The 26,402-nt window shown below is 73.1% G+C and carries 19 protein-coding genes and 2 tRNA genes; 11 read left to right on the forward strand and 10 right to left on the reverse strand.

Translation table 11 applies throughout. The features are described from left to right. Positions 1 to 8: 8 nt before the first annotated feature. Positions 9 to 82: transfer RNA gene (locus AC0B61_RS16415), tRNA-Lys, on the forward strand. 89 nt (positions 83 to 171) lie between these two features. Here AC0B61_RS16415 and AC0B61_RS16420 read toward each other — a convergent pair. Next, positions 172 to 1,008: an alpha/beta fold hydrolase gene (locus tag AC0B61_RS16420; RefSeq protein ID WP_471741520.1), complete on the reverse strand. Its 837-nt coding sequence runs from the start codon at positions 1,006 to 1,008 to the stop codon at positions 172 to 174. A gap of 222 nt (positions 1,009 to 1,230) precedes the next feature. Here AC0B61_RS16420 and AC0B61_RS16425 point away from each other — a divergent pair. The 3 genes from AC0B61_RS16425 to AC0B61_RS16435 all read left to right on the forward strand — a co-directional run bounded on the left by AC0B61_RS16425 (position 1,231) and on the right by AC0B61_RS16435 (position 5,170). Then, positions 1,231 to 1,304: transfer RNA gene (locus tag AC0B61_RS16425), tRNA-Lys, on the forward strand. A 223-nt stretch (positions 1,305 to 1,527) separates the two neighbouring features. Continuing rightward, positions 1,528 to 3,957, forward strand: coding sequence for a transglycosylase domain-containing protein (locus AC0B61_RS16430; protein ID WP_471741353.1), 2,430 nt, complete (start codon positions 1,528 to 1,530; stop codon positions 3,955 to 3,957). Between the two features lie 160 nt (positions 3,958 to 4,117). Further along, entirely contained in the window at positions 4,118 to 5,170 is a 1,053-nt protein-coding gene (locus tag AC0B61_RS16435) for an EamA family transporter (RefSeq protein WP_471741354.1), read from the forward strand. Here AC0B61_RS16435 and lepB read toward each other — a convergent pair. Both lepB and AC0B61_RS16445 read right to left on the reverse strand, forming a co-directional pair. Further along, on the reverse strand, positions 5,133 to 5,984 hold the full coding sequence (lepB, locus tag AC0B61_RS16440) for a signal peptidase I (protein WP_471741355.1): 852 nt from the start codon (positions 5,982 to 5,984) through the stop codon (positions 5,133 to 5,135). The two genes, AC0B61_RS16435 and lepB, sit on opposite strands and share 38 nt — an antisense overlap. A gap of 178 nt (positions 5,985 to 6,162) precedes the next feature. Further along, entirely contained in the window at positions 6,163 to 6,498 is a 336-nt protein-coding gene (locus tag AC0B61_RS16445) for a chorismate mutase (RefSeq protein WP_471741356.1), read from the reverse strand. Between the two features lie 248 nt (positions 6,499 to 6,746). On the opposite strand from AC0B61_RS16445, the gene AC0B61_RS16450 reads away from it, so the two are divergent. Next, the gene (locus AC0B61_RS16450) at positions 6,747 to 7,172 is read left to right on the forward strand and encodes an OsmC family protein (RefSeq protein ID WP_471741357.1); all 426 of its coding nucleotides are present in this window, start codon (positions 6,747 to 6,749) and stop codon (positions 7,170 to 7,172) included. Between the two features lie 401 nt (positions 7,173 to 7,573). Next, positions 7,574 to 9,631 (forward strand): putative bifunctional diguanylate cyclase/phosphodiesterase, encoded by a 2,058-nt coding sequence (locus AC0B61_RS16455; RefSeq protein WP_471741358.1) that lies wholly within the window; start codon positions 7,574 to 7,576, stop codon positions 9,629 to 9,631. A gap of 63 nt (positions 9,632 to 9,694) precedes the next feature. Here the strand turns inward: AC0B61_RS16455 and AC0B61_RS16460 are convergent, their stop codons facing one another. Then, a complete protein-coding gene (locus AC0B61_RS16460; RefSeq protein WP_471741359.1) occupies positions 9,695 to 10,786 on the reverse strand; it encodes an LLM class flavin-dependent oxidoreductase in 1,092 nt (363 codons plus the stop codon). A gap of 239 nt (positions 10,787 to 11,025) precedes the next feature. On the opposite strand from AC0B61_RS16460, the gene AC0B61_RS16465 reads away from it, so the two are divergent. The 4 genes from AC0B61_RS16465 (at position 11,026) to glxA (ending at position 17,687) form a co-directional block, all read left to right on the forward strand. Then, entirely contained in the window at positions 11,026 to 11,622 is a 597-nt protein-coding gene (locus AC0B61_RS16465; RefSeq protein ID WP_471741360.1) for a DedA family protein, read from the forward strand. 373 nt (positions 11,623 to 11,995) lie between these two features. Then, complete coding sequence (locus AC0B61_RS16470; protein WP_471741361.1) at positions 11,996 to 13,276, forward strand: polysaccharide deacetylase family protein; 1,281 nt, start codon at positions 11,996 to 11,998, stop codon at positions 13,274 to 13,276. Positions 13,277 to 13,780: 504 nt separating this feature from the next. Further along, a complete protein-coding gene (locus tag AC0B61_RS16475) occupies positions 13,781 to 15,742 on the forward strand; it encodes a glycosyltransferase family 2 protein (RefSeq protein WP_471741362.1) in 1,962 nt (653 codons plus the stop codon). Between the two features lie 13 nt (positions 15,743 to 15,755). Beyond that, positions 15,756 to 17,687, forward strand: a complete 1,932-nt coding sequence (gene glxA / locus AC0B61_RS16480; RefSeq protein ID WP_471741363.1) for a radical copper oxidase GlxA — start codon at positions 15,756 to 15,758, stop codon at positions 17,685 to 17,687. Positions 17,688 to 17,775: 88 nt separating this feature from the next. Here the strand turns inward: glxA and AC0B61_RS16485 are convergent, their stop codons facing one another. The 4 genes from AC0B61_RS16485 to AC0B61_RS16500 all read right to left on the reverse strand — a co-directional run bounded on the left by AC0B61_RS16485 (position 17,776) and on the right by AC0B61_RS16500 (position 21,936). Further along, on the reverse strand, positions 17,776 to 18,810 hold the full coding sequence (locus tag AC0B61_RS16485; RefSeq protein WP_471741364.1) for a glycoside hydrolase family 6 protein: 1,035 nt from the start codon (positions 18,808 to 18,810) through the stop codon (positions 17,776 to 17,778). A 222-nt stretch (positions 18,811 to 19,032) separates the two neighbouring features. After that, positions 19,033 to 19,710: a uracil-DNA glycosylase gene (locus tag AC0B61_RS16490; protein ID WP_471741521.1), complete on the reverse strand. Its 678-nt coding sequence runs from the start codon at positions 19,708 to 19,710 to the stop codon at positions 19,033 to 19,035. Between the two features lie 145 nt (positions 19,711 to 19,855). Continuing rightward, positions 19,856 to 21,061, reverse strand: coding sequence for a low temperature requirement protein A (locus AC0B61_RS16495; RefSeq protein ID WP_471741365.1), 1,206 nt, complete (start codon positions 21,059 to 21,061; stop codon positions 19,856 to 19,858). A gap of 95 nt (positions 21,062 to 21,156) precedes the next feature. Continuing rightward, positions 21,157 to 21,936 (reverse strand): HAD-IIA family hydrolase, encoded by a 780-nt coding sequence (locus AC0B61_RS16500; protein WP_471741366.1) that lies wholly within the window; start codon positions 21,934 to 21,936, stop codon positions 21,157 to 21,159. A 238-nt stretch (positions 21,937 to 22,174) separates the two neighbouring features. Between AC0B61_RS16500 and AC0B61_RS16505 the strand changes: the two genes are divergently transcribed. Further along, positions 22,175 to 22,801, forward strand: coding sequence for a response regulator (locus AC0B61_RS16505; RefSeq protein ID WP_471741522.1), 627 nt, complete (start codon positions 22,175 to 22,177; stop codon positions 22,799 to 22,801). 19 nt (positions 22,802 to 22,820) lie between these two features. Here AC0B61_RS16505 and AC0B61_RS16510 read toward each other — a convergent pair whose 3' ends face one another. Together AC0B61_RS16510 and AC0B61_RS16515 are read right to left on the reverse strand one after the other, a co-directional pair. Then, positions 22,821 to 24,551: an ABC transporter ATP-binding protein gene (locus tag AC0B61_RS16510; protein WP_471741367.1), complete on the reverse strand. Its 1,731-nt coding sequence runs from the start codon at positions 24,549 to 24,551 to the stop codon at positions 22,821 to 22,823. Continuing rightward, positions 24,548 to 26,335, reverse strand: coding sequence for an ABC transporter ATP-binding protein (locus AC0B61_RS16515; protein WP_471741368.1), 1,788 nt, complete (start codon positions 26,333 to 26,335; stop codon positions 24,548 to 24,550). The genes AC0B61_RS16510 and AC0B61_RS16515 overlap by 4 nt, the downstream gene beginning before the upstream one ends. Between the last annotated feature and the right edge of the window lie 67 nt (positions 26,336 to 26,402).

A 26,402-nucleotide genomic window follows, 5' to 3' on the forward strand; every position in this document is an offset into this window, starting at 1 on the left:
GTCAGCAGGCGCCGCTAGCTCAGTTGGTTAGAGCAGCTGACTCTTAATCAGCGGGTCCGGGGTTCGAGTCCCTGGCGGCGCACATGGCAAGGTCTCAGGCCGTCCACTCCGGTGGGCGGCCTGAGGCGTTTCCGGGCCGAGGTGGCCGAGGCGCTGCGGTGCCACGGGTGTTCAGCGGGTGTCGAGTACGGCCGAGGCCACCGCGTCCGGGCGGTCGAACATCACCAGGTGCCCGGCCGGGGCGGTGGTGCGGAAGTCGGCGCCGAGCAGTGCCGCGAGCTCCCGCTGCTCGGCCAGCCAGGCCTCGGTGCGGCCGGAGCGGCGGCCGTCGTCGGCGGCCAGCACGGTGACCGGCAGGCCCGCGGGCAGCGGCCGGGCGCGCCGCAGCCCGTCCAGCTCGGCGGCCAGGTCGAGGTAGCGGGTGTTCTCCCGGAGCAGCGCGCGCAGGGCGCGGCCGGTGCGGTAGCAGTGCCGGACCAGCGGCTGTGGGGCGAGGTCCGCTCGGCGGACGGTGGACAGCCGGGCCGCCGCCCGGCGGGCGGTCGGGCCGAGCAGGTAGGGCACGGCGAGGGCGGTCGCGGCGCCGGCCACCGCCCGGGCGGCCAGGTCGCGCGCAGCGGGCGCCGGGTGCGGCCGGGCCCCCGGTTCGGCGCTGCCGTCGACCAGGACCAGGCCGGCGGTCCGGTCGGGGTGCAGCCGGGCGAAGGACTCGACGTGGAAGCCGGCGAGCGAGTGGCCGACGACGGTGCACGGCTCCCGCAGTCCGAGCCCGTCGAGCACCGCCCGGATCCGGTCGGCCTCGCCGGCCGCCGTCGGGGCGGGCCGACCGGTGGCGGGTTCGGCGGCGCTCAGCCCGTAACCGGGCCGGTCGAAGCGGACCACGGTGCGGTAGGGCGTGAGGAAGGGGACGACCAGGTCCCAGTCGAACCAGCTGCTGCCGAGGCCGCCGCTGAGCAGGCAGGCCGGGCCGCTGCCCTCGGTGCGCACGTGCAGCGGGACGCCGTCGATGCGCAGGAAGCACGCTCGGGTGGCGGGGTCGTCCGGCCTGCGGGGGTCGCCGGGGGTGCGGGGGGCTCCGGCGCGGTGGCCTGGCGGGGGGCTGGGCACGGTTCCACCCTAGCCAGCGGCGAACTCCTACCCAACCGGGAGGAAAGGGATATACCGGTCCGCAGCGGGCGGGAGTGGTTCGGGGCACCCCTCGGGACCGTGTATTGTTTTCCGGGTCAGCAGGCGCCGCTAGCTCAGTTGGTTAGAGCAGCTGACTCTTAATCAGCGGGTCCGGGGTTCGAGTCCCTGGCGGCGCACAGACACCGGGGAGCCTCTCGCAGCAGCGAGGGGCTCCCGATTTTTTGGCCCCTCGACGTCCGATTTGTGTGTGATGTCGGTCTCGATCGGCGATCCGGCGGAGCCATTCGGCCCGTCCCGCTCGTCCAGGGCAGTACAACCGGAATCGGGACGAAGGTCCCTCTCACCGATGACCCTCATTCGTGCAGGCTGCTTCGGTCCGCCCGCAGGAAAGGCCGCGCTTTGTCCCGAAACGCCCAGGGCGGCCGTCGCACGCCGCCGATCAGTCTCCGTCCGGTCAAGCGGCTCAAGCGCTCCGCCGGCCCGGCCGGTGTGTCCGGCGGGCCGGGCGGCGGGAAGCCGCGCCGTCCGAAACGCACCGGCTGGCGCCGGCTGATACCCACCTGGCGGACGACCCTGCTCGGCTTCGTCTCGGCGCTGCTGCTCGGCGTCGGCCTGTTCGTGCTGGGGATCACGCTGGTGAAGGTCCCGGACGCGCACGCCGCCGCCACCGCGCAGAGCAACACCTGGCTCTACGCGGACGGTTCGGTGATCACCCGCACCGGCCAGACCAACCGGCAGAACGTCACGCTGGACAAGGTCTCCCCGGCCGCCCAGCACGCCGCGCTGGCCGCCGAGGACCGGAACTTCTACAACGAGGGCGCGGTCAACGTCCAGGGCCTGCTCCGCGCCGCCGTCAACACGGCCAAGGGCGAGGGCACCCAGGGCGGCTCCACCATCACCCAGCAGTACGTGAAGAACACCTACCTGAGCCAGAAGCAGTCGATCACCCGCAAGGTGAAGGAACTCTTCATCGCCATCAAGGTGGACGCCACCGAGAACAAGGCCGACATCCTCTCCGGCTACCTGAACACCTCCTACTACGGCCGCGGCGCCTACGGCATCCAGGCCGCCGCCCAGGCGTACTTCGGCGTCGACGCCTCGGCGCTCGACCCCGCGCAGGGCGCCTACCTGGCCACCCTGCTGAACGCGCCGAGCGCCTACGACGTGGCCACCGCCACCGCGGCGGGCAAGCAGAACGCCGTCAACCGCTGGAACTACGTGCTGGACGGCATGGTCAAGGAGGGCTGGCTCTCCGCCGGGGACCGGGCCGCGACCACCTTCCCGGACGTCCGCGACCCGCAGCCCAACCCGGGCCTGTCCGGCCAGTCCGGCTACCTGGTGGACGCGGCCACCCAGTACCTCACCTCGGCCGGGGTCATCAGCGAGACCGAGCTGGCCAAGGGCGGCTACACGATCAAGCTGAGCATCGACCCGGCCCGCCAGCAGGCCCTGCAGGACTCCGTCCAGGCGCAGCTGCACGACACCCTGAACCCGGACAAGCGGAAGAAGGACGCGGCCGCCCAGGCCGGCGCCGCCTCGGTGGACCCGAAGACCGGCGCGGTCGTCGCCCTGTACGGCGGCGTCGACTACCTGAAGCACTACGTCGACAACGCGACCCGGCGCGACTACCAGGCCGGTTCGACGTTCAAGGCGATCGCCCTGGCCGCCGCGTTCGAGAACGGCGCCAAGACCCAGGACGGCCGCACCGTCACCCCGCGTACGGTGTACGACGGCACCAGCGGCCGGAAGGTCCGCGGCGGCAAGGGCACCCCGTACGCGCCGCCGAACGAGGGGGACAGGAGCTACGGCCAGATCACCCTGCAGCAGGCCGTCGACTGGTCGGTGAACTCGGCGTTCGCCCAGCTCGCGCAGGACACCGGGCTGCAGAAGGTCAAGGACACCGGCATCGCGCTGGGCCTGCCCGGCAACACCCCGGGCCTCGACCCGGTGCCGTCCATCCCGCTGGGCGCGGCCACCCCGAGCGTGCTCGACATGGCGGGCGTCTACGCGACGCTGGACAACGGCGGCAAGCAGATCACCCCGTGGCTGGTGCAGTCGGTGGACCGCGAGGGTGAGGCCGTGTCGCTGCCCGCGCACAAGACCACCCAGGCGATCAGCACGGACACCGCCAACCGGGTCACCTCGATGCTGCAGGGCGTGGTGAGCGACCCGGGCGGCACCGGCTGGCGGGCGAAGGCGCTCGGCCGTCCGGTGGCGGGCAAGACCGGCACCACCGACGACCAGAAGTCGGTCTGGTTCGTCGGGTACACCCCGGAGCTGGTCACCTCGGTCGCGCTGTTCGGCCAGGATCCGGGCACCGGCGCCCAGGTCAGCCTGAGCGGCGTCGGCGGGATCGACGACGCGGCGGGCGGCCAGTACCCGGCACAGATCTGGACCGGGTACATGAAGGCCGCGCTCAAGGGCCAGCCGGTCGGCGACTTTCCGACCCCGGCCGACGGCGGCGACGCCGCGGGCGCCACCGACCTGCCGACCGCCCCGAGCACGCCGAGCGGCACCCCGTCGACGGGCGCGGCCACCGGCGCCCCGAGCACCGGGGCCACCCCGCCGGCCGACGGATCGGGCGCCGGGGCGAGCACCCCGACCGGCGGCGCCACCGGTGGTGGCGGCGGGGCGACCACGGCTCCGACGGCTCCCCCGACCACCCAGCCGACCACCCAGCCCACGTCCCGGCCCACCGGACGGCCCACCACCCGGCCGACGCCGACCACCCAGCCGACCCCCGGCCCGACCTCGCAGCCGACCACCCAGCCCACGGGCGGGGCGGGCTCGCTCGCGGGCGCGGGGGCCTCGTCGGGCTCCGGCGGCTGACCGGCGGGCCCGGGGCCGCGCTGCCGCCCTGGGCCCGCCTGACCTGCGGGAACGCCGTCGTGACGGGCTGGTGACGGCGCCACTGCGGACAGTTCGAAGCAGGACCAAATGCCGGAATGGCGCCTTACCGAACCATCGGTATGACTGTCACAATGCGGCGGTGCACAGAACAACGGCCTCGCCCACCCTCCCTTCGGGCCGAACCCTCGGCCTCAGCCTCGCCCTGGTCTCCGCCTTCGCCTTCGGCGGCTCCGGAACCGCGGCCAAGCCGCTCATCGAGGCCGGGCTCTCCCCGCTCCACGTGGTGTGGCTGCGGGTCACCGGCGCGGCCGTGGCCCTGCTGCCGGTGGCCTACCGGCACCGGGACGCCGTCCTGCGCCGCCCCGGCCTGCTGCTCGGCTTCGGCCTGCTCGCCGTGGCGGGCGTCCAGGCCTGCTACTTCGCGGCGATCTCCCGGATACCGGTCGGCGTCGCCCTGCTCATCGAGTACCTCGGGCCGCCACTGCTGATCGGCTACGTCAAGTTCGTGCAGCGCAAGCCGATCAGCCGCGGCGCGGCCATCGGCGCCGGCGTCGCGGTGGCCGGCCTCGCCTGCGTGGTCGAGGTCTGGAACGGCCTGAGCTTCGACGCCCTGGGCGTCCTCTTCGCGCTCGGCGCGGCCTTCTGTCAGGTCGGCTACTTCGTGCTCGCCGACGCCGGCCGCCGCGGCGAGCGCCCGGTGGACCCGCTGGCCGTCAGCGCGTACGGACTGCTCGTCGGCGCCGTCCTGCTCACCGCCGTCACCCGCCCGTGGCAGGCCGACTGGGGCCCACTCGGCGGCGACGTGGTGATGAACGGGCACACCCTGCCCGCGTTCGTGCCGGCCGCCTGGATGGTCCTGGTCGCGACCGTCCTGGCCTACCTGACCGGCGTGGTCTCCGTCGGCTACCTCTCGCCGCCGGTCGCCGGGGTGGTCGCCAACCTGGAGGCGGTGGTCGCCACCGTGCTGGCCTGGGTGCTGCTCGGCGAGCACCTGGGGCTGCCGCAGCTCGCGGGTGGCCTGCTGGTGCTGGCCGGGGCCATCGCGGCTCAGGCGAGCAAGCCGGCGGCGGATCCGGCGGCCGGGTCGGTGGAACCGGCAGGGGCGGCGGGGGCGGCGGGGCGGTCCACGGACCGGGTCGGCGCCGAGCGCGGGCTCAGCGGCCGGTCCAGCCGAACCAGTCGAGGTGGTTGAGCGGCCACACGACGCCCGACACCGGGCCGACCACGTTGCCCACCGGCACGGCGCCGCCGCCGGGGCCGCGCTGGTGGTAGCGGGAGTCGGCCGAGTCGCTGCGGTGGTCGCCCTCGACCCAGACGTAGCCCGCGGGCACCTTCACCGGTCCGAAGTCCAGGCCCGCGCAGGAGTCGTCGCCGGGGTGGAGGTACGGCTCGTTCACCGTCCGCCCGTCGACGCTCAGCGTGGTGCCCTCGCACTGCACGGTCTGGCCGCCGGTCGCGATGACCCGCTTGACCAGGTAGTTGTCGTCCTTCGGCGGCACCAGCCCGACGAAGCTGAGCACCGAGCTCACGGTGTCGGTGACCGGGTTCGGGTCGGTGGGCTGCGGCGGCAGCCAGCCCCCCGGATCCTTGAACACCACCGGCTGGCCCGGCTCCGGCACCCAGCCGGTCAGCGGCGCCAGCTTGTTCACGCCGACCCGGTCGCCGATCCGCAGGGTGTTCTCCATCGAACCGGACGGGATGGAGAACACCTGGAACAGGCAGGTCTTGATCAGCAGCGCGACCACCAGACCCACGGCGGCCATCACCGGCAGCTCGATCCACCACGCCCGGGGGCGGCGGGCCGAGCGGCCAGCGCGACCCGCGCGGCGACCGCCCGAACCACGGGCCCGGCGCCGGGCCTCGGCGCGACCGCCGGGCGGCCGGTGGGCTTCGGGGGCACCCGGGGAGATCGGAGTGTCCGGGGTGTCCGGGGCGTCCGGGGCGGCGGGATCGCCGGGCGTTCCGCTGGGGATTCCGCTGGGCGTTTCGGGCAGGTTCACCGCCATCGTCGCTGCTCCACCTCTCCGGCTGGGGAAACCTGCACGCTACGCCAACGGTGGAGCCTGACGAAATCGGGCATTTAGCCGCCGCCGACAACACCGGACGCCCCGAGCCGCTCCGGGGGCCTGCGGAACGGACGTGCGCCGCGCGGGAGTTCCCGCTCCGCCCGCCGCCGCTCGCCCGTCAGGCGCGGGCGATGGCCTCGTGGTGGCGGATCACTTCGGCGATGATGAAGTTCAGGAACTTCTCAGCGAAGACCGGATCCAGCTTCGCTCCGGCGGCCAGTTCCCGGAGCCGCCTGATCTGGTCCCGCTCGCGCGCCGGGTCGGCCGGCGGCAGCTTGTGCGCGGCCTTGAGCCGGCCCACCCGCTGGGTCGCCTTGAACCGCTCGGCCAGCATGTGGACCACCGCGGCGTCGATGTTGTCGATGCTCTCGCGCAGGCTGGTCAGCTCCGCGCGTACGGCGTCGTCGATCCCCTCGGACTGGCCGGCGTCGGGGGTCGTGGGGTGGTCCGTCATCGGGGCGGCTCCCGGTGTCTGGGTGGGCGCCCGGCCGTACGGCGGCCGGGCTCGGGCCCGGGCAAATCTAACAGGGCCCCTGCTCCGGCCCCTCACGCTCACCCTGATCCGTCCACGATCCGGACACCGTCCGGACGCCGGGCCGTCCGGCGTGCACACGGCGGCGGCGGACAGGGCTGCCCGTAGGGTGGTGCGTGCATGACCGGAAGTGACCGCTCAGCAGTCCCCCAGTAATGGAGGTACCGATCGTGGCAACCACCCGCACCGCCCGTACGGCCTGGGAGGGCGACCTCGTCCACGGACAGGGCCAGACGGCCTTCGAGTCGTCCGGCATCGGCACGTTCCCGGTGTCCTGGCCGGCCCGCGCCGAGCAGGCCAACGGCAAGACCAGCCCGGAGGAGCTCATCGCGGCCGCCCACTCGGCCTGCTTCTCGATGGCCCTGTCGCACGGCCTGGCCGGCGCCGGCACCCCGCCCACCACGCTGGACACCCAGGCCGACGTCACCTTCCAGCCGGGCGAGGGCATCACCGGCATCCACCTGACCGTCACCGGCGACGTGCCCGGCCTGGACCAGGCGGGCTTCGTCAAGGCCGCCGAGGACGCCAAGGCCAACTGCCCGGTCAGCCAGGCCCTGACCGGCACCACCATCACCCTCACGGCCAACCTCGCCTGAGCCGGCCCACCACCGGTCCACTGGCCGGCCCACTGCCGGTCCACCGCCGGCCCGCTCCCGGCCCGCTCCCGGCGCGCAACCAGCGCCCGGGAGCGCGCCCTCGGCGCACACGCCCCTGGCGCACATCAGGTGATGTGTACCGGGGGCGTCTGCAGGTACCGCCATTCATGATCACAAACGGGGCGAATCACCCTGGCGGCGGTCACGGCGCGTGGTCGTCGCGGCCTATGATCGGCCGCAGCGCCCTGTTCTTCCCGCGGATCCCCGCGCGAGAGCGCCCCACGCCGGGCGTCCCGCAGCGGACCGACTCCGAGGACCGCGACAGAGTGCGCAGCCGACCGCCGGGTCACGACTGGCCGGCCGGACCATCGTCAAGCGTCAGCAGCGGACGGGAGCATGCCGTGCCGGGCCAGAACGAGGGGGCCGACGCACACCACCCGGGCGTGCGGCACGAGGAACCACCACACCACCGCCGCCTCGCCGCGCCGTTCCTCGACGGCCCGGCCGCGGGATCCGCCACCGCCCTCGGCGCCTGCCGGACGTTGGAGGAGCCCGAGGTGCTGCTCTGCCCCACCTGCTCGGCCCCGCTGACCGGCGGCCCGCACCGGGGCGCCGCCGACGGATCCGGTGTGGCGGGCGGCGGGCCGGGCTCGGCAGACGGCGGCGACGACCGGCTGCTGGCCGCCCTGCGGGCCAGCGAGTCCCGGTTCCGGGCCGCCTTCTGCGACGCGGTCATCGGTATGGCCCTGATCGACCCCGACGACCGGATCATCGAGGTCAACCCCGCCTTCGCCGCCCTGATCGGACGCGGTGTCGGCGAATTGGTCCGCACCCCCCTGCACGAGATCATCGACCCGGAGGGCATGCCGGGCCGGCTCTTCGCCGAACTCGTCCACGGGGAGCGGGAACGGTTCCGCGTGGAGAAGCAGCTCAAGCACCGCGAGGGCCATGAGGTCTGGAGCAAGGTCACCGTCTCGCTCATCCGGGACGGCACCGGACAGCCGCTCTACACCCTCGCCCTGGTCGAGGACATCACCGAGCAGCGCCGGCTCGGCGACCGGCTGCAGTACCAGGCCCTGCACGACCCGCTGACCCGGCTGCCCAACCGGACCTACTTCTTCGAGCGGCTCGACGCCGCCTGCCTCGCGGTGACCGAGGAGGCCGGGCCGGGCCCGGCCGCCGGCGACGGGCGCCGGGTCGGCGTCTGCTACCTGGACCTCGACGGCTTCGCGGCGATCAACGAGGCCCTCGGGCACCACATCGGCGACCAGCTGCTGACCGCCGTCGCCACCCGGCTGCGGCGCTGCTTCTCCGGCCACGACACCCACCTGGTCGCCCGGATGGGCGGCGACGAGTTCGCCGTCCTGGTCACCGACAGCCGGGGCAGCGAACAGCTCACCGAGCTGGCCTCCCGGATCCTGGAGGTGCTGGAACGCCCCTTCGACGTGGCCGGGCACCGACTCGTGATCACCGCGAGCGTGGGCGTCGTCGAACGGTCCGTCCACGAGACCACCCCGACCGACCTGGTCAAGGACGCCGACGCGACGCTCTACTGGTCCAAGGCCGACGGCCGCGCCCGCTGGACCCTCTACGACCCGGACCGCGGCGCGCACCAGCTCACCCGCCAGCTGCTGGCCACCGCACTGCGGCCGGCCCTGGAACGCGGCGAGTTCACCATCGAGTACCAGCCGCTGGTCGGCCTGGCCGACGGCACCGTGCACGGCGCCGAGGCACTGGTCCGCTGGCGCCACCCCCGCTACGGGACGCTCTCCCCGGACCGCTTCATCCCGCTCGCCGAGGAGTCCGGCGCGATCGTGCCGCTCGGGAAGTGGGTGCTGGAGGAGTCCTGCCGCCAGGCCCGGCAGTGGCTCACCGAGTTCCCCCACAACGAGACCTTCGTCAGCGTCAACCTGGCGGCCCGCCAGATCTGGGACTCGGACGTCGTCGCCGACGTCGCCCGGGCCCTCGAACACACCGGTCTGCCGGCCCGGCTGCTCCAGCTGGAGATCACCGAGAGCGCCCTGCTCGGCCCCGGCGGACGCCCCCTGGAGGCCCTGCAGGCGCTCGCCGACATGGGCGTGCGGATCGCGATCGACGACTTCGGCACCGGCTACTCCAACCTGGCCTACCTCTCCCGGCTGCCGGTCCACGTGCTGAAGCTCGACGGCTCCTTCATCGAGGGCTTCCGCGACCCGGCCCCCGCGGACCGCCCGCTCCGCCCCGAACTCGGCGCCCGCCGCAGCGACGCCGACGAGCAGATCGTCGGCGCGATGGTGCAGCTGGCCCACACCCTCGGCCTGACCGTCACGGCCGAGGGCATCGAGAGCGCCGCGCAGGCCGAGCGGCTGCGGCTGACCGGCTGCGACACCGCCCAGGGCTGGTACTTCGCCCGGCCGGGCGAGGCGGCGCTGGTCGCGGCCATACTCCGCGAGGGCCGCCCCGCCCTGGGCGGGCGGTAGGCGCCGGTCGGGCGAGGGCGAGATCAGACGGGATCAGGCGGGGCCGGGCGCGGGCGGGCCGGGTCAGGCCTGGGCCGTCAGGCCGTACGCCTCGGCGATCAGGCCGTAGGAGCGCAGCCGGGCCTCGTGGCCGTGGATGTGCGAGGTGACCATCAGCTCGTCGGTTCCGGTCCGCTTGCGCAGGGCCTCCAGTCCGTCGGCGACCTGGCCCGGATCGCCGAGCACGACGTTGTCGAGCCAGCTGTCGATGAAGTCCGCCTCGGCCGGGCTGTACGGGTACTGCTCGGCCTCCTCCGGGGTGGGGATCGGGCCGGGGTTGCCGCGCCGCAGCCGGAGCATCCCGAGGGCGGCGGAGCGGGCGAGGCGGCGGGCCGTCGGCTCGTCGTCGGCGGCGACCGCGCTCACGCCGATCAGCGCGTACGGCTCGGTCAGCACCGCGGACGGGCGGAAGGACGACCGGTAGAGGTCCAGCGCCGGGAGGGTGTTGGCGCTGCTGAAGTGGTGGGCGAAGGCGAACGGGAGGCCCAGGCGCCCGGCGAGCTGGGCGCTGAAGCCGGAGGAGCCGAGCAGCCAGACCGGCGGGCGGCCCTCGCCCTTGGGGACGGCGGTCAGCCGGTCGTAGGGGTGGCCGGCGGGGAAGTCGCCGTCGAGGAAGTGGGTCAGTTCGGCGAGCTGCTGCGGGAAGTCGTCCGCCCCTTCGGCGAGGCCTCGGCGCAGCGCGCGGGCGGTGGCCGGGTCGGTGCCGGGGGCGCGGCCGAGCCCGAGGTCGATCCGGCCGGGGTGCAGGGCCTCCAGCAGGCCGAACTGCTCGGCGATGGCCAGCGGGGCGTGGTTGGGGAGCATCACCCCGCCCGAACCGAGCCGGAGCGTGGTGGTGTTGGCCCCGAGATGGGCGAGCAGGACGGCCGGGGTCGAGCTGGCCACCCCGGGCATGCCGTGGTGCTCGGCCACCCAGAAGCGGTGGTAGCCCCACTGCTCGGCCTTGCGGGCCAGCGCGGTGGTGGCCGTCAGGGCCTCGGCGGGCGTGTAGCCGACGCCGACGGTGGCCAGGTCGAGGATCGAGAGCGGCGCGGGTGCCCCGCCGCGGGCGGTGCCCCTGATCGCCGCGCCGACCGTCGGCCCGCTCCCGTGCTCCTGCTGGTCCTCGGTGGTCATGCCGTCCGCCCTCCTGGCTGTCCGTGTGTCGCGACCGGGGTCAACCACCGGCGGGGGCTCCCTGTTCCCACGCCCGGATGCCAGGCGGCCCCCCTGGCCCGCGACCCCGGCGGGCGGGCGGGACCGGCGGTCGTGATCCACGGCATACCGGGGTGCTTCAGGGCATGAAGAGTCGAGGCGCTAGCGTTGACCCGATACAGCCACCTGCTCGCTCGGGCGGCGTGGAGGGAGTAAGGGCCTTGAACTTCGTAGCGGCGATCGGATCCTCGTGGATCTGCGCCCTGGCTATCGTCGCCGTCCTCGGAGACGCCCTCCTCCCCTTCATCCCCAGCGGGACGCTGGTCATCCTGGCCGTGCTCAAGACGGCGCAGGTCAACGGCGCCCCGCTGATGCTCGGTCTGGGCGTGGCGGTGGCCTCGTTCCTGGGCGATGTCCTCCTGCTCCACCTGGCGCGGCGCGGCGCCCCGGTGCTGCACCGCCGGCTCGCCCGGCGCCCCAAGCTGGCGGCCAGTGTGGCCCGGGTCCAGGAGGCCCTGGTCGAGCGCCCGCACGGCGCGGCCGCCGCGATGGTGGTGATCGCGCGGTTCGTCCCGGCCGGGCGCACCGTCCTGGACCTGGCCATCGGCCACTCCCCCGCGCATCCGCACCGCTTCCTGCACTGGTCCGCGCTGGCGGCGCTGGTCTGGGCCGCCTACATCGTGACGCTGGGCTGGTTGAACAGCCACTGGTTCAACACCGCGTGGCTGAGCCTCGTGGTCTCCTGCGCGGCGGCCACCGCGATCAGTACGGCGGTCGCGCGGGTGGTGCGCCGCAACCGGCGGCTCGTCACGGTCTGACCGGCCTGCCGTGACACGCCGGTCCGCCCCTGCCCGACTTCGTAGCAACCGGGCCGACAAGGGGCAAAAGTTTTCCCAAAAGGGCGAACAATCAGGCCGAACGCCGACGAACTCCGGCTGGGGCCGGGCGGACCGGCGGTAGCGTACTGCCCGGGCCGCACGGAGTGCGAAGCGTCACAGGACGGCAACAGACGACGGATCGCTGCAGCCCAGCCGGGTGCGCCCGGCGTGTTGAGAGTCGTCGGAGTCCGGCGACCTTGGTGGCCGCCACGGCGACATGACAAGCTAACGGCGGAATACACATCAATTGCCCGATTTGCCCGGTGCGGCCACGCGCCGCCCTCACCACCGGCATCGGCACCCAGGGGAGACCATGACCAGCATCTCGCGCAGGACGGTGCTCAGTGCAACCGCCGCGACCGCAGCCCTCGGCGCGGTCGCGGCCTGCTCCAGCAACGGATCCGGTTCGAGCCAAGGCTCCTCCACCCCCGGCTCCGGCAGCGGTACGAGCACCACCCAGGGCGGCACCGGCGGCCCGTCCCCGGCGGCGCCGCCGAAGGGCACCCCGATCGGCGACGGCTCCACCGCGGACACCGGTGCGCAGCCGAACCAGCCCAAGCCCGAGAAGCTCAAGCCGGGCGAGCGGCCGCCGCAGTTCGTGGTGTTCTCCTGGGACGGCGCGGGCGGCACCGACGACGGCCAGTTCCCCCGCTTCCTGAAGCTGGCGGAGCAGTACAAGGCCACGATGACCTTCTTCCTCTCCGGGATCTACGCCCTGCCCAAGAGCAAGGCCGAGCTGTACCACCCGCCGAAGCACTCGGTCGGCGCCTCCGACATCCCGTACCTGTCGGACGGCGCGGTCAAGAGCACGCTCAAGCTGATCAGCCAGGCCTGGCTGGCCGGGCACGAGATCGGCACCCACTTCAACGGGCACTTCTGCTCCAGCCGCCCGGACAAGAACGGGGTCAACATGTGGACCCCGGAGGACTGGCAGAGCGAGATCGACCAGGCGATCGGCTTCGTCACCCAGTGGCGCACCAACACCGGCTTCACCGACGTCGATCCGCTGCCCTTCGACTACAAGAAGGAGCTCATCGGCGGCCGCACCCCGTGCCTGGAGGGGCAGAAGGCACTGCTGCCGACCATCGCCCAGCTCGGCTGGAAGTACGACGCCAGCTCCGCGGGCGGCCTGCAGATATGGCCGCAGAAGGTCCAGGACGGCAAGGTCTGGGACTTCCCGCTGCAGTCCATCCCGTTCCCCGGGCACACCTTCCAGGTGCTGTCGATGGACTACAACATCCTGGCCAACCAGTCCGGCGGCAGCACCAAGGGCGACCCGGCCAAGTACAACGACTGGCGCACCCAGGCCACGAACTCCTACCTGGCGGGCTTCGACCGCGCGTACAACAGCAACCGCGCGCCGTTCTTCGTCGGCAACCACTTCGAGCAGTGGAACGGCGGCATCTACATGGACGCCGTCGAGCAGACGCTCAAGGCCGTCGCGAGCAAGCCCGACGTCCGGCTGGTCTCCTTCAAGCAGCTGGTCGAGTGGCTGGAGGTGCAGGACCAGTCCACCCTGCGCAAGCTGCGCTCGCTCAACGTCGGCCAGGCGCCGGCGGGCGGCTGGGAGAGCTTCCTCGGCACGGCGGGCTGACCCGCCCGGAACCGACGGACCGACAGCGGCGCGACAGCGGACCGACGCCGGTCCAGGACCGGCGCGGCCGGCGGGGCACCCGGCCCCCGCCGGCCGCTGTCGTGCCGGGCGGCACCACGGACCCGGGGCGCCGCCGGTGATCCACCGCAATAGCACCAACGCCCGGCGGATTGGCCAGGAATCGCGGGATCTTGACGCCTGCACGGTGACGGCCCCCCGGTTGGTTGCGATCACCGGTGCGTTCAGGGAGAGTTGGGGCTGAGGAAGCCGAGGATCCCGGAGCGCCCGGAGGGGAAGCCGGAAAGCGCGCGGGATCCCGGATTCGAGGCCGCCGTACCGGCGCACAACTGAACCGGTCGCACACCGGATGTGCTGGACAGCCCGGAAACTGCCTGAGGACCGCAGTTCACCGGGCCGTGTTCTACCCGGACGGCCCCGAGTCGAGGCAAGGCCACGCAGCAGCCGAGCGAGCGAAGCGAGGCGCGAACTCCGGGGGGAGCAGCTATGACCACGCCGTTCGCGCGACGGAAGGGCGTCGGAACGGCCCGCGGGCGAGGTGCCGGGCGGCTGGACGAGGCCGCCCTGAGCGCCGTGCCCGTCCCCGAAGCCCCTTACGACTACGGCCACTTCAGCCGCCTCGCCGGCCCGGCGCACGACCCCGGCGAGTTCGACGCGTTCGACGAGTCCGGCGAGTTCGACGGCGGCGTCTACCGCACCGAGCCCCCCGGCCTCCCCGCGGCCCCCGCGGCCCGGACCACGACCCCGGCGGCCCCCTACCGCGTCCGGTACCGCGGCCTGCTGCGCCGTGAGCCGCACCGGGTCCGCGCCGCCCTGCTGCTGCTGGCCGCCCCCGTGGTGGAGACGGTGCTGCTGGTCTGGCTGCTGCTGCCGGAGCACTGGCCGGAGCGGCTCGACGAGACGAACGCCCTGGTCCTGCTCGGCGACAAGGTGATGATCGGGATCATCGCCCTGGTCGAGGTGTTCCGGCTGGTCAACGTGGTCTCCAACACCCATGCCACGCTCGTCGCCCGCGATCCGATACCCGTGACGCCGGAGGCGGGCACCCGGGTCGCGTTCCTCACCACCTGCGTACCGGGCAAGGAGCCGCCGGAGATGGTCCGGGCGACCCTGGTCGCGGCCCGCGCCGTACGGCACGAAGGACCCTACGACGTCTGGCTGTTGGACGAGGGAAACGATCCTGCCATGCGGGAGCTCTGCGCCGGGCTGGGCGTCCGCCACTTCAGCCGCGCCGGCCGACCGCACTGGAACCGCCCCAAGGGCCGGTTCCGCGCCGAGACCAAGCACGGCAACTACAACGCCTGGCTCCAGGCGCACGGCGACGACTACGACTTCTGGGTGTCCGTCGACACCGACCACGCCCCGCTGCCCGAATTCTGCGAGCGGATGCTCGGCTACTTCCGCGACCCCGACGTCGCATTCGTCGTCGGCCCCCAGGTGTACGGGAACTACCGCAGCTCCGGCTCGGCCGTCACGAAATTCTCCGAGAGCCAGCAGTACCTCTTCCACGCGCTCATCCAACGCGCCGGAAACCGTTACGGCGCGCCCATGTTCGTGGGCACCAACAACGCCGTCAGAATCCGCGCGCTCCAGTCGATCGGCGGGTTGTACGACTCCGTCACGGAGGACATGGCGACCGGTCTGGAGTTCCACCGGAGCCGGAACCCCGAAACCGGAGAGCGCTGGAAGTCCGTGTACACCCCGGACGTGCTCGCGGTCGGCGAAGGACCGTCCTCCTGGACCGACTTCTTCGCCCAGCAACTGCGCTGGAGCCGGGGCACCTACGAGACCCTGCTCACCCAGTACTGGCGCGTGCTCTGGCGGCTCTCGCCGGGCCGGCTGCTCAACTACTCGCTGATGATCGGCTTCTACCCGATGGCCGCGCTGACCTGGCTGCTCGGCGGCCTGTCCAGCGTGCTCTACCTCGGCTTCGGCGCCTCGGGCGTCCACGTCTCCTCCGAGATCTGGATGATGCTCTACAGCGACGCCGCCGCGCTCCAACTCCTGCTCTACACCTGGAACCGCAAGCACAACGTGAGCCCGCACGAACCGGCCGGCTCCTCCGGGGTGGCCGGCATGGTGATGTCGGCGCTCTGCGGCCCGATCTACGCGGCCGCGCTGCTGCAGGCGCTGGTCCGCCGCCGCAGCCGCTTCGAGGTGACGCCGAAGGGCCGCTCGGCCAGCACCGACCGCCTCCGCACCTTCCGCTTCCACCTGTTCTGGACCCTGGTGTTCGGCGGCGCGCTCGCCGCGTCCTCCGTGACCGGCTACGACCACATGGCGATGCGCACCTGGGCGTCGATCGCCCTGCTGCTGACCCTCCTGCCGATCCTGATCCTGGCCGGCGACACCGTCCGCCGCCGGTGGGCCCGGCCCACCGCCACCCTGGAGCCGCCGTTCGCCCTCCCCGCACCCGACCGGGCCGAGAGCGGCACCCGCATCCACTGAGGGAGCAACCACCGTGAGGATCCACCGCACCGGCCGCACCAGGCGCTTCGCCCTCGGCAGCACCGTCGCCCTGACGGTGGCCGGGATGAACGCGCCGGCCGTCCTCGGCTTCGCGACCCAGCAGTACCACCACTACGTGATCAACCGCCCCGAGTACAAGGCGCGGTACGGCCACTGGCAGACCCTGACGCTGCCCGCCGAGTTCCGGGTCAACGCCGTGCACGCCACCCTGCTGCGCACCGGCAAGGTCCTGATCGTGGCCGGCTCCGGCAACGACGAGAAGCAGTTCGCCGCGGGCACCTTCCGGAGCCTGCTCTGGGATCCGGCGACGAACACCTACAAGCTGGTACCCACCCCGGCCGACATGTTCTGCGGCGGCCACGCCTCGCTGCCGGACGGCCGGGTCCTGGTGGCCGGCGGCACCCAGCGGTACGAGAAGCTGGCGGGCGCGGTGAAGAAGGCCGCCGGTGTCATGCGGGTGCGCAACGAGAGCCCGGAGCACGACCGCACCTTCCCCAAGGGCACCGTCTTCGTCGCCCCGAACGGCCGCGAGTACGCCACCACCGCCGCCGTGACCGTCCCGGCCGCGGCCAAGAGCGGCTCCGGCCGGCAGACCGTGGTCACCGCCGGCGAGCAGCACGTGTTCGTCGAGGCCGTCGGCACGGGCCCCGACTACGTCGCCGGCTCCCCCGCCCAGTACCGGATCAAGGGCCTGAACGGCGCCGACGCCCACGACCTGTACGGGCAGAGCGACCGGCTGACCCTGGACAAGCAGGAGTACCAGGGCATCCGCTCCGCCTTCGAGTTCAACCCGGACACCGAACTGTACGAGCCGGTCACCGACATGGCCCACGCCCGCTGGTACCCGACGCTGACCGGCCTCGGCGACGGCCGGGTGGTCACCGTCTCCGGGCTCGACGACACCGGGGAGATCCTCAACGGCAACGACAACGAGGTCTACGACCCGAAGAGCAAGACCTGGGCCAAGGCGCCCGAACGCTACTTCCCGACCTACCCGTCGATCTTCCTGACCGCGTCCGGCAAGCTCTTCTACTCCGGTTCCAACGGCGGCTACGGGCCCGCCGACAAGGGCCGCGAGCCCGGCGTGTGGAACCTGACGGACAACAGCTTCCAGCCCGTCCCCGGCCTGCGCGACCCCGGCCTGACCGAGACCTCCTCCTCGGTGCTGCTGCCGCCCGCGCAGGCGCAGAAGGTGATGGTGCTCGGCGGTGGCGGCGTCGGCGAGTCGCCGCAGTCCACGGCCCGCACCGACATCGCCGACCTCTCCGCCGCCGAACCCGCCTACACCCCCGGCCCGGACCTGCCGGCCGGCGGCACCCGCTACCTCAACAGCGTGATCCTCCCGGACGACACCGTCCTCACCACCGGCGGCTCCAGCGGCTACCGCGGCCGGGGCAGGAGCGACCTGCTCAAGGCGCAGGTGTACCACCCGGACTCCAACACCTTCAGCGCCGCCGCCGAGCCGACCGTCGGCCGCGACTACCACTCCGAGGCGCTGCTGCTGCCGGACGGCCGGGTCGCCGTACTCGGCTCCAACCCGCTCTTCGCGGACAAGGCCGAGACCCAGCCGGGCGGCTTCGAGCAGCGCATCGAGATCTACACCCCGCCGTACCTGTACCGCGGCGACCGCCCGCAGGTCAGCGCGGCGCCGCAGGCCGCGAAGCTCGGCGGCACCCTCGCCGTCGGCACCCCCCGACCGGACGCGGTCGCCACGGCCAAGCTGATCCGGCCGAGCTCGGTCACCCACGTGACGGACGTCGAACAGCGCTCGGTGGCCCTGGACATCGCCGGGCGGACGGCGGACGGCGTCTCGCTCACCCTCCCCGGCAACCCCGACCTGCTGCCGCCGGGCTGGTACATGCTGTTCCTGACGGACGCCGCCGGCACCCCGTCCGCCGCCCACTGGATCCACGTCACCGGGTGAGCGGCCGCGTGCGTACGGTGTGCCGCGGGCCGGCCTCAGTGCGCCGCCTGCGCCAGCCCGAGCGCGTACGGTGTGCCGCGGCCCGGCCTCAGCGCGCCGCCTGCGCCAGCCCGAGCGCGTACGGCAGCCAGAACTCGCCCGCCCGGGGCTCGCCGCGGCCGCAGTCGCCGTCCGACTCCCCGGGGTTCTTGACCCACAGATACGCGTCCACCCCCGGCCGCCCGGTGTCGGCGGTGGGCCGCTGCCCGAGCGCGCGCCCGGGCGGATTGCACCAGGAGTCGCCGCCCAGCGCGCCGTTGCCGCTGCGGCTGGTGTCGATGACGAAGTGCTTCCCGTCCAGGGCCGCGGAGAGCCTGGCGCCGTACGCCGCGTTGCGGTCGGTGTCGTAGAAGTTGGCGACGTTCACGGCGAAGCCGTCCGCCGCGGCGATGCCCGACTTGCGCAGGGCGGCGGCCAGCTCGTCCGGGTCCTGCGCCCAGCCGGGGTTGCCCGCGTCCAGGTAGACCCGGACGTTCGGGCGCTTCTTCAACTCCTGGACGGCGAAGGCCAGCAGGCCGTACCGCTCGGCGGCCAGGCCGCCCTTGACGCCGCAGCCGTCCAGGGTGTGGGCGACGGCGTCCGGCTCCAGCACCACCCACGCCCGGCGGTCGCCGAGGGCCTGCGCGATGTCGGTGATCCAGGCCCGGTAGGCGGCGGCGTCGGGGGCGCCGCCGGCCGAGTACTGGCCGCAGTCGCGGTGCGGGATGTCGTAGGCGACGAACACCGCCGTCCGGCCCGCCTCGGCGGCCCGCCGGCTCACCTGCTCGGCGATCTCCTTGGCGCCCTGCTCGCCGAGCCACTGCGAGGAGGGCTGGGAGGCGATCCGGGCCAGCGTGTCGGCTTCGGCCGTCCGGCCCTGGCCGCGCAGTGCGGTCAGCTGCCGGGCCGCGTTGGTCTGGTCGGAGACGTAGAAGGCCTGTCCGGGGAGTTGGGCGAGGCTCCCGGGGTCGGTGACCGGGCCCGCTCCGGTGCCGGTTCCGGTGGTAGCGGTAGTGGCGGTGGGCGCTGTGTCGCCCGACCTGCCGCCGGCCGCACCCCCACAGCCGGACACGGCGACCAGCGCCCCGGCCAGCGCCGCCCCCACGGCCCACCGGGAGGCGCCCGCCCCCCGAAACGTCCTCGCCCGCCGCAGCCCGTGCACGTACCGCCCCTCCCACGACCGGTCCGGCGACCGGTCCGCACCAGCTAAGCACACCCGGAACCGGCGGCCGGCCGGCCGCGGTGAACGCCAAGTGGCCATGGGCGGACGGGAGATCGAACCCGCCTTCCCCATGGCCACCCTCGTAGTCGGGCCTGCCGCCCGTGCTCAGCCCTGCTTCAGGTCGGGCACCCGCCAGTCGATCGGCTCACCGCCGAAGCCCTCCAGCGCGGCATTGATCTGCGAGAACGGGCGGCTGCCGAAGAACAGCTTGGCGGACAGCGGCGACGGGTGCGCACCCTGCACCACCACGTGCTTGTCGGTGTCGATCAGCGGCAGCTTCTTCTTCGCGTAGTTGCCCCACAGCACGAAGACCACCGGCTCCTCGCCGTCGCTCACCGCCTTGATCACTGCGTCGGTGAACTTCTCCCAGCCCTTCGCCTTGTGCGAGTTGGCCTCGTGCGCGCGGACCGTGAGCACCGCGTTCAGCAGCAGCACGCCCTGCTCGGCCCAGTGCATCAGGTAGCCGTTGTCCGGGACCGGAAGGCCCAGGTCGGCGTGCAGCTCCTTGAAGATGTTGCGCAGCGAGGGCGGCGTCCGCACGCCGGGCAGCACCGAGAAGCTCATGCCGTGGGCCTGGCCGTTGTCGTGGTACGGGTCCTGGCCGAGCACGAGCACCCGGACCTTCCCGTACGGGGTGGCCTCCAGCGCGGCGAACTCCTGGCCGCTCGGCGGGAACACCTCGTGCTCCGCGCGCTGGGCCGCGACGAAGGCCGCCAGCTCGGCGAAGTACGGCTTCGCCGTCTCGGCGCCCAGCACCTCGCGCCAGGACTCGGGCAGCTCCAGCCCGCCGCCCGTGCCGGCCCCGACCACGCCCGCCCCGACCGTGTCCGCCTCGACCGTGTCCGTCACGACATCTACCTCCCACACCCGCGGCTGCTGCGCCGCACGCCCGCTGTCACCCCGAACGCTACACAGCCCCACCGACAACTCACTCCGCCGGAGCGGCCGGCCGGACCCCGCCCGCGGCCCCCGTGGCCCGCACCACCCTGAGGTGCTCCAGCACGTTGAGCGCCACCAGCAGCACCGCCAGTGCCACCAGGACCACCAGGGCCGGCAGCCGCACCATCGCGGGCAGCAGCGCCAACACCACCGCCGCCGCGCCGATCCGGGTCCCGGCGATCTTGCGGAACATCATCCAGCGCGTGTACCCGAAGGTCAGCAGGTACAGCCCGCAGCCGCCGTACAGCAGCGTCACCGAGCCCGGCCCGAGCGCCCGCCACGGGTCCGCGACCGTCTCCCCGAAGCCGACCGCCACCCCGATCACCCCGGCCACCAGCGCCAGGTGCCCGTACTGGAAGACCCGCCGGACCACGTCCCGGCGCGACTCCGCGATCACCACGGCGTGCCGCATCGCGTCCGCCGCGTACACGAAGTACTGCCACCACAGGCCCGCCGAGATGGTGAACGCGGCCGCCACGGCGACGAGTTCGGCCGCGTCCAACCGGGCGGAGGCCGCCGTGCCGCCGATCCCGACGATCGACTCGCCGAGCGCCACCAGCAGGAACAGCGCGAACCGCTCCGGCATGTGCGCCGGGTGGTAGGCCACCTTCGCGAGCCGCCGCCGGAACACCAGCGGCGCGGCCAGGTCACAGGACGCGGCCACCGCCCACAGCGCCGCCCGCGGGCCGTCCGGCAGCAGCCCGCCCGCCACCAGCAGCGGCCCGCTGACCAGCACGCCCACCCCGTACGGGCCGCGCCAGACGCCCGGCACGCGCACCAGCAGGAGCAGCAGCACCACCCGGGCCAGCCAGTACCCGGCGCCGAGCAGCACGCCCCGCCCGCCGTACGCGCCCGGGATCGCCAACGCCATGAACAGGCCGGCCAGCCCGACCAGCAGGATGCCCAGGCGGTCCCGCGGGTTGTCCACGTCCCGGATGTTGGCCTGCACGGTGGTGCCCACCCAGCACCAGTACACCGGCACGAACACCACCAGGGCCCGGACCAGGCCGGTCACGTCGTGGTGGTGGTGCAGCAGACCGGACACCTGGGTGATGGCGAAGACGAAGACCAGGTCGAAGTACAGCTCCGCCCACGTGACCCGCTTCTCCGCCGGGTCCGGCTGTTCCCCGCCTTGCTCTTCCCCTTGCTCCTCCCCGCCCTGCGGCGCCCTCACCGGCTCCCCCGTCGCGCTCATCCGCGCCCCGCCTCCCACCCGACAAGCCGAAACCTACGAAGCGGGCCCCGCCCCGGCGACCGGCCGGAACGGGGCCCACGACAGCACCGGAGAGGCTAGACCAGCTCGACCAGGTCCGCGATCGACTTGACCACCCGGGTCGGCCGGTACGGGAAGCGCTCCACGTCGGCGGCGGAGGTCAGGCCGGTGAGCACCAGGATGGTCTCCATGCCGGCCTCCATGCCCGCGACGATGTCGGTGTCCATCCGGTCGCCGATCATCACGGCGGTCTCGGAGTGGGCGCCGGCCGTGTTCAGCGCCTCGCGCATCATCAGCGGGTTCGGCTTGCCGACGAAGTACGGCTCGACGCCGGTCGCCTTGGTGATCAGGGCCGCGACCGAACCGGTGGCCGGCAGCACGCCCTCGGGGGAGGGGCCGGTCTCGTCCGGATTGGTGCAGATGAACCGGGCGCCCTGGTTGATCAGGCGGATCGCCTTGGTGAGCGCCTCGAAGGAGTAGGTGCGGGTCTCGCCGAGGACCACGTAGTCGGGCCTGTTGTCGGTCAGCACGTAGCCGGCCTGGTAGAGCGCGGTGGTGAGCCCCGCCTCCCCGATGACGTACGCGGTGCCGTTCGGGCGCTGGCTCTTGAGGAACTTCGCCGTGGCGAGGGCGGAGGTCCAGATGCACTCCTCCGGCACCTCCAGGCCCATCCCGGCCAGCCGGGCGCTGAGGTCGCGCGGCGTGTAGATCGAGTTGTTGGTGAGGACCAGGAACGGCTTGCCGGACTCCCGCAGCCTGCGCAGGAACTCCTCCGCCCCGGGGATCGGCGTGCCCTCGTGGATGAGGACCCCGTCCATGTCGGTCAGCCAGGACTCGATGGGCTTGCGCTCTGCCACGTAGGTGTCTCCTCGGTCTTGCAACGGTTCTGAACGATCTCGCACATCGCTCCGGACCGGACACCCTCGGCCGGCCGGGCGCCACAGGCTGCCCCAACTCCGGCCAGCCTAGTCGCCCGAGACGCCACGGGAAGCGGCGGCCCGTCCGGCAGCCGCACCGAAACCGTCCCGCTCCGAACCACCCCGTGTTGTCTAATGAAGGCCGTGTGTGACGGTCACCCGACAGGGGGAGTTGCTGATGATCAAGGTGCTGTTAGCCGAGGACATGAGCATGGTGCGCAGCGCACTGATGGCCCTCCTCGCGTACGAGGACGACCTGGAGGTCGTCGCCGACGTAGGCCGGGGGGATCTGGTCGTGCCGACGGCGCTGGAAGTGCGGCCGGACGTCGCGGTCCTCGACATCGACATGCCCGGGCTGGACGGGCTGCAGGCTGCGGCCCAACTTCGCCACCAGCTCCCGGAGTGCGGCACGTTGGTCCTCACCGGGCTGGTGCGGCCGGCGTACCTGCGCAGTGCGCTCTCCGCCCACGTACTCGGTTACCTGGGGAAGGACGCCCCGGCGGAAGAGCTAGCCGCGGCGATCCGGAAGGTGGCCACCGGGGAGCGCGCCATCGCCCCGGAGCTGGCTTTGGCCGCCTTGGACGCGCGAGAGAACCCGCTGACACCCAGGGAGTTGGACACCCTTCGGCTCGCGGCGGAGGGCGCCTCCGTCACCGAAATCGCCGCCTGTCTCTTCATTTCGGCGGGCACCGCCCGCAACCACCTGGCCGCCGCGGTGTCCAAGACCGGGGGGCGTAGCCGAGTGGACGCGATCCGGATCGCCGAGGAGATGGGCTGGCTCTCGTTGGGGCCCCGGCTCGGCTGACGCCCCCGTGTGGTTGCCTTCAACGGGCTCCGGCGGGGCGCCGCCAGTGGCCGACGAGATCCCGGTAGAGGCCGGAGTGTGCCAGTAGCTCCTCGTGACTGCCCAGGGCAGCGGCGGCCCCGTCCATGACCAGAACCCGGTCGGCCCGCAGCGCCGAGCTCATCCGGTGCGCGATGATCAGCAGGGCCCCCGAGCGGTGGGTGAACGCCTCTTCGGCCCGGGCCTCGGAGGCCGGGTCCAGGTGGCAGGTCGCCTCGTCCAGGATGACCAGCTCCGCCGGGGACAGGTAGGCGCGGACCAGGGCGACCTGCTGGCGCTCGCCGGCCGAAAGCGCATTCGGCACGATCTGCGCCTGGTAGCCGCCGAGTCGTTCGACCAACCGTTCCAGGCCGATGGCGGCCACCGCCCGATCCACGTCCCCGGGACGGGCATCGGGGTTGAGGTAGCGCAGGTTCTCGTCGAGGGTGCCGGTGAAGACGTAGGCCTCCTGGGGGATCAGGGCGCGGCAGTGGGCGAGTTCGGCGTCGTCGTCGGGCAGTGGGCGCCCGCCGAGACGCACCTCGCCGCTGGTCGGCCGGAGCAGTCCGGCGATCAGGCCGGCCAGGGTCGACTTCCCGATCCCGCTGGGCCCGACGACGACCAGGTGCTCTCCCGGGCCGATCGTCAGATCGAGGTCGCGGACCACCGGCTCGGCGCCGGGACCGTAGGCGAAGCTGACCTTGCGCAGCTCGACGCCGTACGGGCTGGGCGCGCGCGGCAACAGCCCAACCGCCGGCGTGGTGGGCCCGGGCGGGGCGGATTCCAGGATCCGCCGCAGGGTGACGGCCAGCCTCACGCCGCTGCCGCCCAGGCCCTGGACCAGAGTCTGCAAGGCGGGTTGGAGCCCCTGCATGATGTAGGTGACGGAGCCGAGCAACGCGCCGGCCGTCACGCCGTGGTCGGACAGCCAGGAGGCTGTGGACAGCAGCAGCACCAACGGGAGCCAGCCGCCGACGGCCAGCACCAGGGTCCGGCCGGTAGTCAGCCGGGTTACCCTCTGCGCCGCCCGAGCCTGCCGCTCGACGGCCTCCGAGAGCCGGTGGCCGGTCCACTCCTCGGCTCCGGCTGCGGTCACGTCGCGCAAGCCGGCGATGACGGCGCCCGCCTCGGCGGCGAGCCGCTCGTCGGCGAGCAGCAGCTCCCGCTGGCCGTCAGTCATACTTCGGAGCATCAGCGCCAGCAAGCCCGCCGCGGCGAGCAACGACGGCAGGACCACGGCCAGAACCAGCGGCTCCAGGAAGCACATGCCCAGTAGGGCTCCGCCGACGCTGAAGACGAACCTGCGGACAACCATCGTGATCCCGGCATACGCCTCGCGGACGATCTCCACCTGCTGGGTCAGCCGGGCGACGCCCGAGGTGTCGGGCCGCTCGGGGGCCGTCCGCGCCGCGCGCAGCCCGCCGGTGACCACTCTGCGCACCAGGTCGTCCCGCAGCGGTTCCACCAGGGCCGCCAACCGCGGGTAGACCTGGCGAGTCGCCCACGCGCCGGCGAGCACGGCGGCGCCGAGCAGCGCCAGGTAGACCATGCCGACCGCCGGGCGGCCGGCACCGAAGCCGGAGTCGACCGAGCCGGCCACCAGCCGGCCGGCCGCGAAGCCGGGCAGCGCTTCGACCGATGACCACAACGACAGCTGGGCGACCACGCGCGGGCGGCGGCGCAGCGGGGCGAGGAGTTCGGTTCGGAGCGAGGCTTCGGATGCGCCTTTCACGCGCCCGCCTCGGCGGGTTTGGGGTGCGCGCCGTCAGGCCGGTCATCGCCGGTGGGCGGGTCGGGCTGGAAGACGGCCCGGTACTCGGGCAGGCCCCAGAGCTCACTGTGCGGTCCGATCCGTCGGATGCCACCACCGTCCAGCCAGGCCACGAGGTCACACCGGGCGGCGGTGGAGGCCCGGTGGGCGATGATCAGGCGGGTCCGGCCGGCCAGCTCGGTGGTGAGCGCGGTGCTGACCCGGAATTCGGTCACGGTATCCAGGCTGGAGGTCGCGTCGTCCAGCACCAGGACCCGCCCTCCATGCATGAACGCCCGTGCCAAACCGATCCGTTGGGCCTCACCGCCAGACATCGGCACGCCCTGCAGATCGGTGCGGAAGCCCTCCGGGAGGCGGTCGACGAAGGCATCGATACAGGCAGCCGCAGCGGCCCGGGAAAGCCTCGGCCGGTCCATCTCCGTCACGTCCTCCAGGGCGATGGTCTCCCCGACAGTTCCACCCAGCAAGGCTGGGCGTTCGAAGGCGTACCCGATCGAGCCGCGCAGTTCCTCGCGCGACAACTCGGGCAGCGGCACCCCGTCGAGTAGGACGGTTCCCGTCTGAGGGTCCGCCAATCTTCCTGCCACTGCGGCGAGCAGCGACTTTCCGGTGCCGGATCGGCCCACGATGGCGAGCGAGGTCCCGCCTGGCACCGTCAGGTCGAGACCATGGAGCAGCATCTGTCCGTTCACCTGCATGGTGACCGCGCGGAGTTCGAGGCGGCCGGGGCCCGGCGGGAGCACTCCTGTGCCGTGCGCCATAGCGGGCTCCGCGAGCACCGCCTGGATGCGCCCGGCACCGGCCCTCGCGCGGGCGAGGCGGCCGAGGAGCATCGCGGTCATACCGACGCCGGCGCCCAGGGCGGCGTACCGGGAGGCCGCCAGCATCTCGCCCAGGGTGACCCGGTTCGCGGCCAGCTCGAAGCCGGCCACCGACAGTACGGCGACCTCCAACAGCGGAACCAGCAGGGCGCTTTGGGCAGCGACCTTGGTCTGCGCCCGCCAGAAGCTGTGGCCGAGGCCGCTCAGCTCCGGGAGCGGCCGCAGCACGCGCCCCACTTCCCGGTCCATCGTGCCCGCGGTCGCGATCGTCCGCATGCCGCCCAGGGCTTCGACGAAGCTGGCGGCGATGGCACCTTGGACCTTCTGGTACCGAGCGATCAACGCCGACATGTCCTGGGCGTACGAGCGCAGGAAGAAGACCAGCGCGGGCATGCCGACCAGAAAGGTCAGGGCCAGCCAGGGGTCGATCAGCCAGAGTGCGACCATGCTGGTGAGGGTCGGCAGGATGGAGAGTGCCGTCCAGACGGCGGCCTCCGCAGCGGCGCCCGCGTCGACGGCGCCCCCGATCAACCGGGCGGTGAGGTCGCCGGGGTCGAAGCGGGCGGTCGCCCGGCCGCCGAGGGTAAGCAGGTGGGCGAGCTGCGCCCTGCGCAGCCAGGCCGTGCCGACGGCAGAACTGCGGCCGGCAGCGAGATCGGACAGCACCTCGCAGAGGACGAACACGGCGATGACCGCCGTGCAGGTGGTGATCCGCCCGTCGCCGGTCCGGCCGGACATCGCGCTGTCGACGGCGGCGCCGATCACCGCGGGCAGCAGCACCTGAGCCAGCACGCTGCCGAGGGCTGCGAGTACCAGGAGAAGGGCCCATCTGCCGGCCTGCCGTACCGCACGCAGCAGCAGACGGTCGGCCACCCGGCCGGGTGTCGGCACGGCCTGGTCGGCCGCTGCTGAGGAGTCGGTCATCACTCTGCTTCTCCGAGTCGTCGCGCTGGACTGGGCGCCGCGGTCACGCGGGTGAAGCCGTGAGGCG

It is taken from the genome of Kitasatospora sp. NPDC023385, from assembly GCF_055664045.1.

Bases quoted from the DNA above. Each gene is read 5' to 3' on its own strand.
- AC0B61_RS16505 (WP_471741522.1), top strand. From the start codon at position 22,175: ATGATCAAGGTGCTGTTAGCCGAGGACATGAGCATGGTGCGCAGCGCA.
- AC0B61_RS16460 (WP_471741359.1), bottom strand. From the start codon at position 10,786: ATGACCACCGAGGACCAGCAGGAGCACGGGAGCGGGCCGACGGTCGGC.
- AC0B61_RS16445 (WP_471741356.1), bottom strand. From the start codon at position 6,498: ATGACGGACCACCCCACGACCCCCGACGCCGGCCAGTCCGAGGGGATC.
- AC0B61_RS16475 (WP_471741362.1), top strand. From the start codon at position 13,781: ATGACCACGCCGTTCGCGCGACGGAAGGGCGTCGGAACGGCCCGCGGG.
- AC0B61_RS16470 (WP_471741361.1), top strand. From the start codon at position 11,996: ATGACCAGCATCTCGCGCAGGACGGTGCTCAGTGCAACCGCCGCGACC.
- AC0B61_RS16515 (WP_471741368.1), bottom strand. From the start codon at position 26,335: ATGACCGACTCCTCAGCAGCGGCCGACCAGGCCGTGCCGACACCCGGC.
- AC0B61_RS16495 (WP_471741365.1), bottom strand. From the start codon at position 21,061: ATGAGCGCGACGGGGGAGCCGGTGAGGGCGCCGCAGGGCGGGGAGGAG.
- lepB (WP_471741355.1), bottom strand. From the start codon at position 5,984: ATGGCGGTGAACCTGCCCGAAACGCCCAGCGGAATCCCCAGCGGAACG.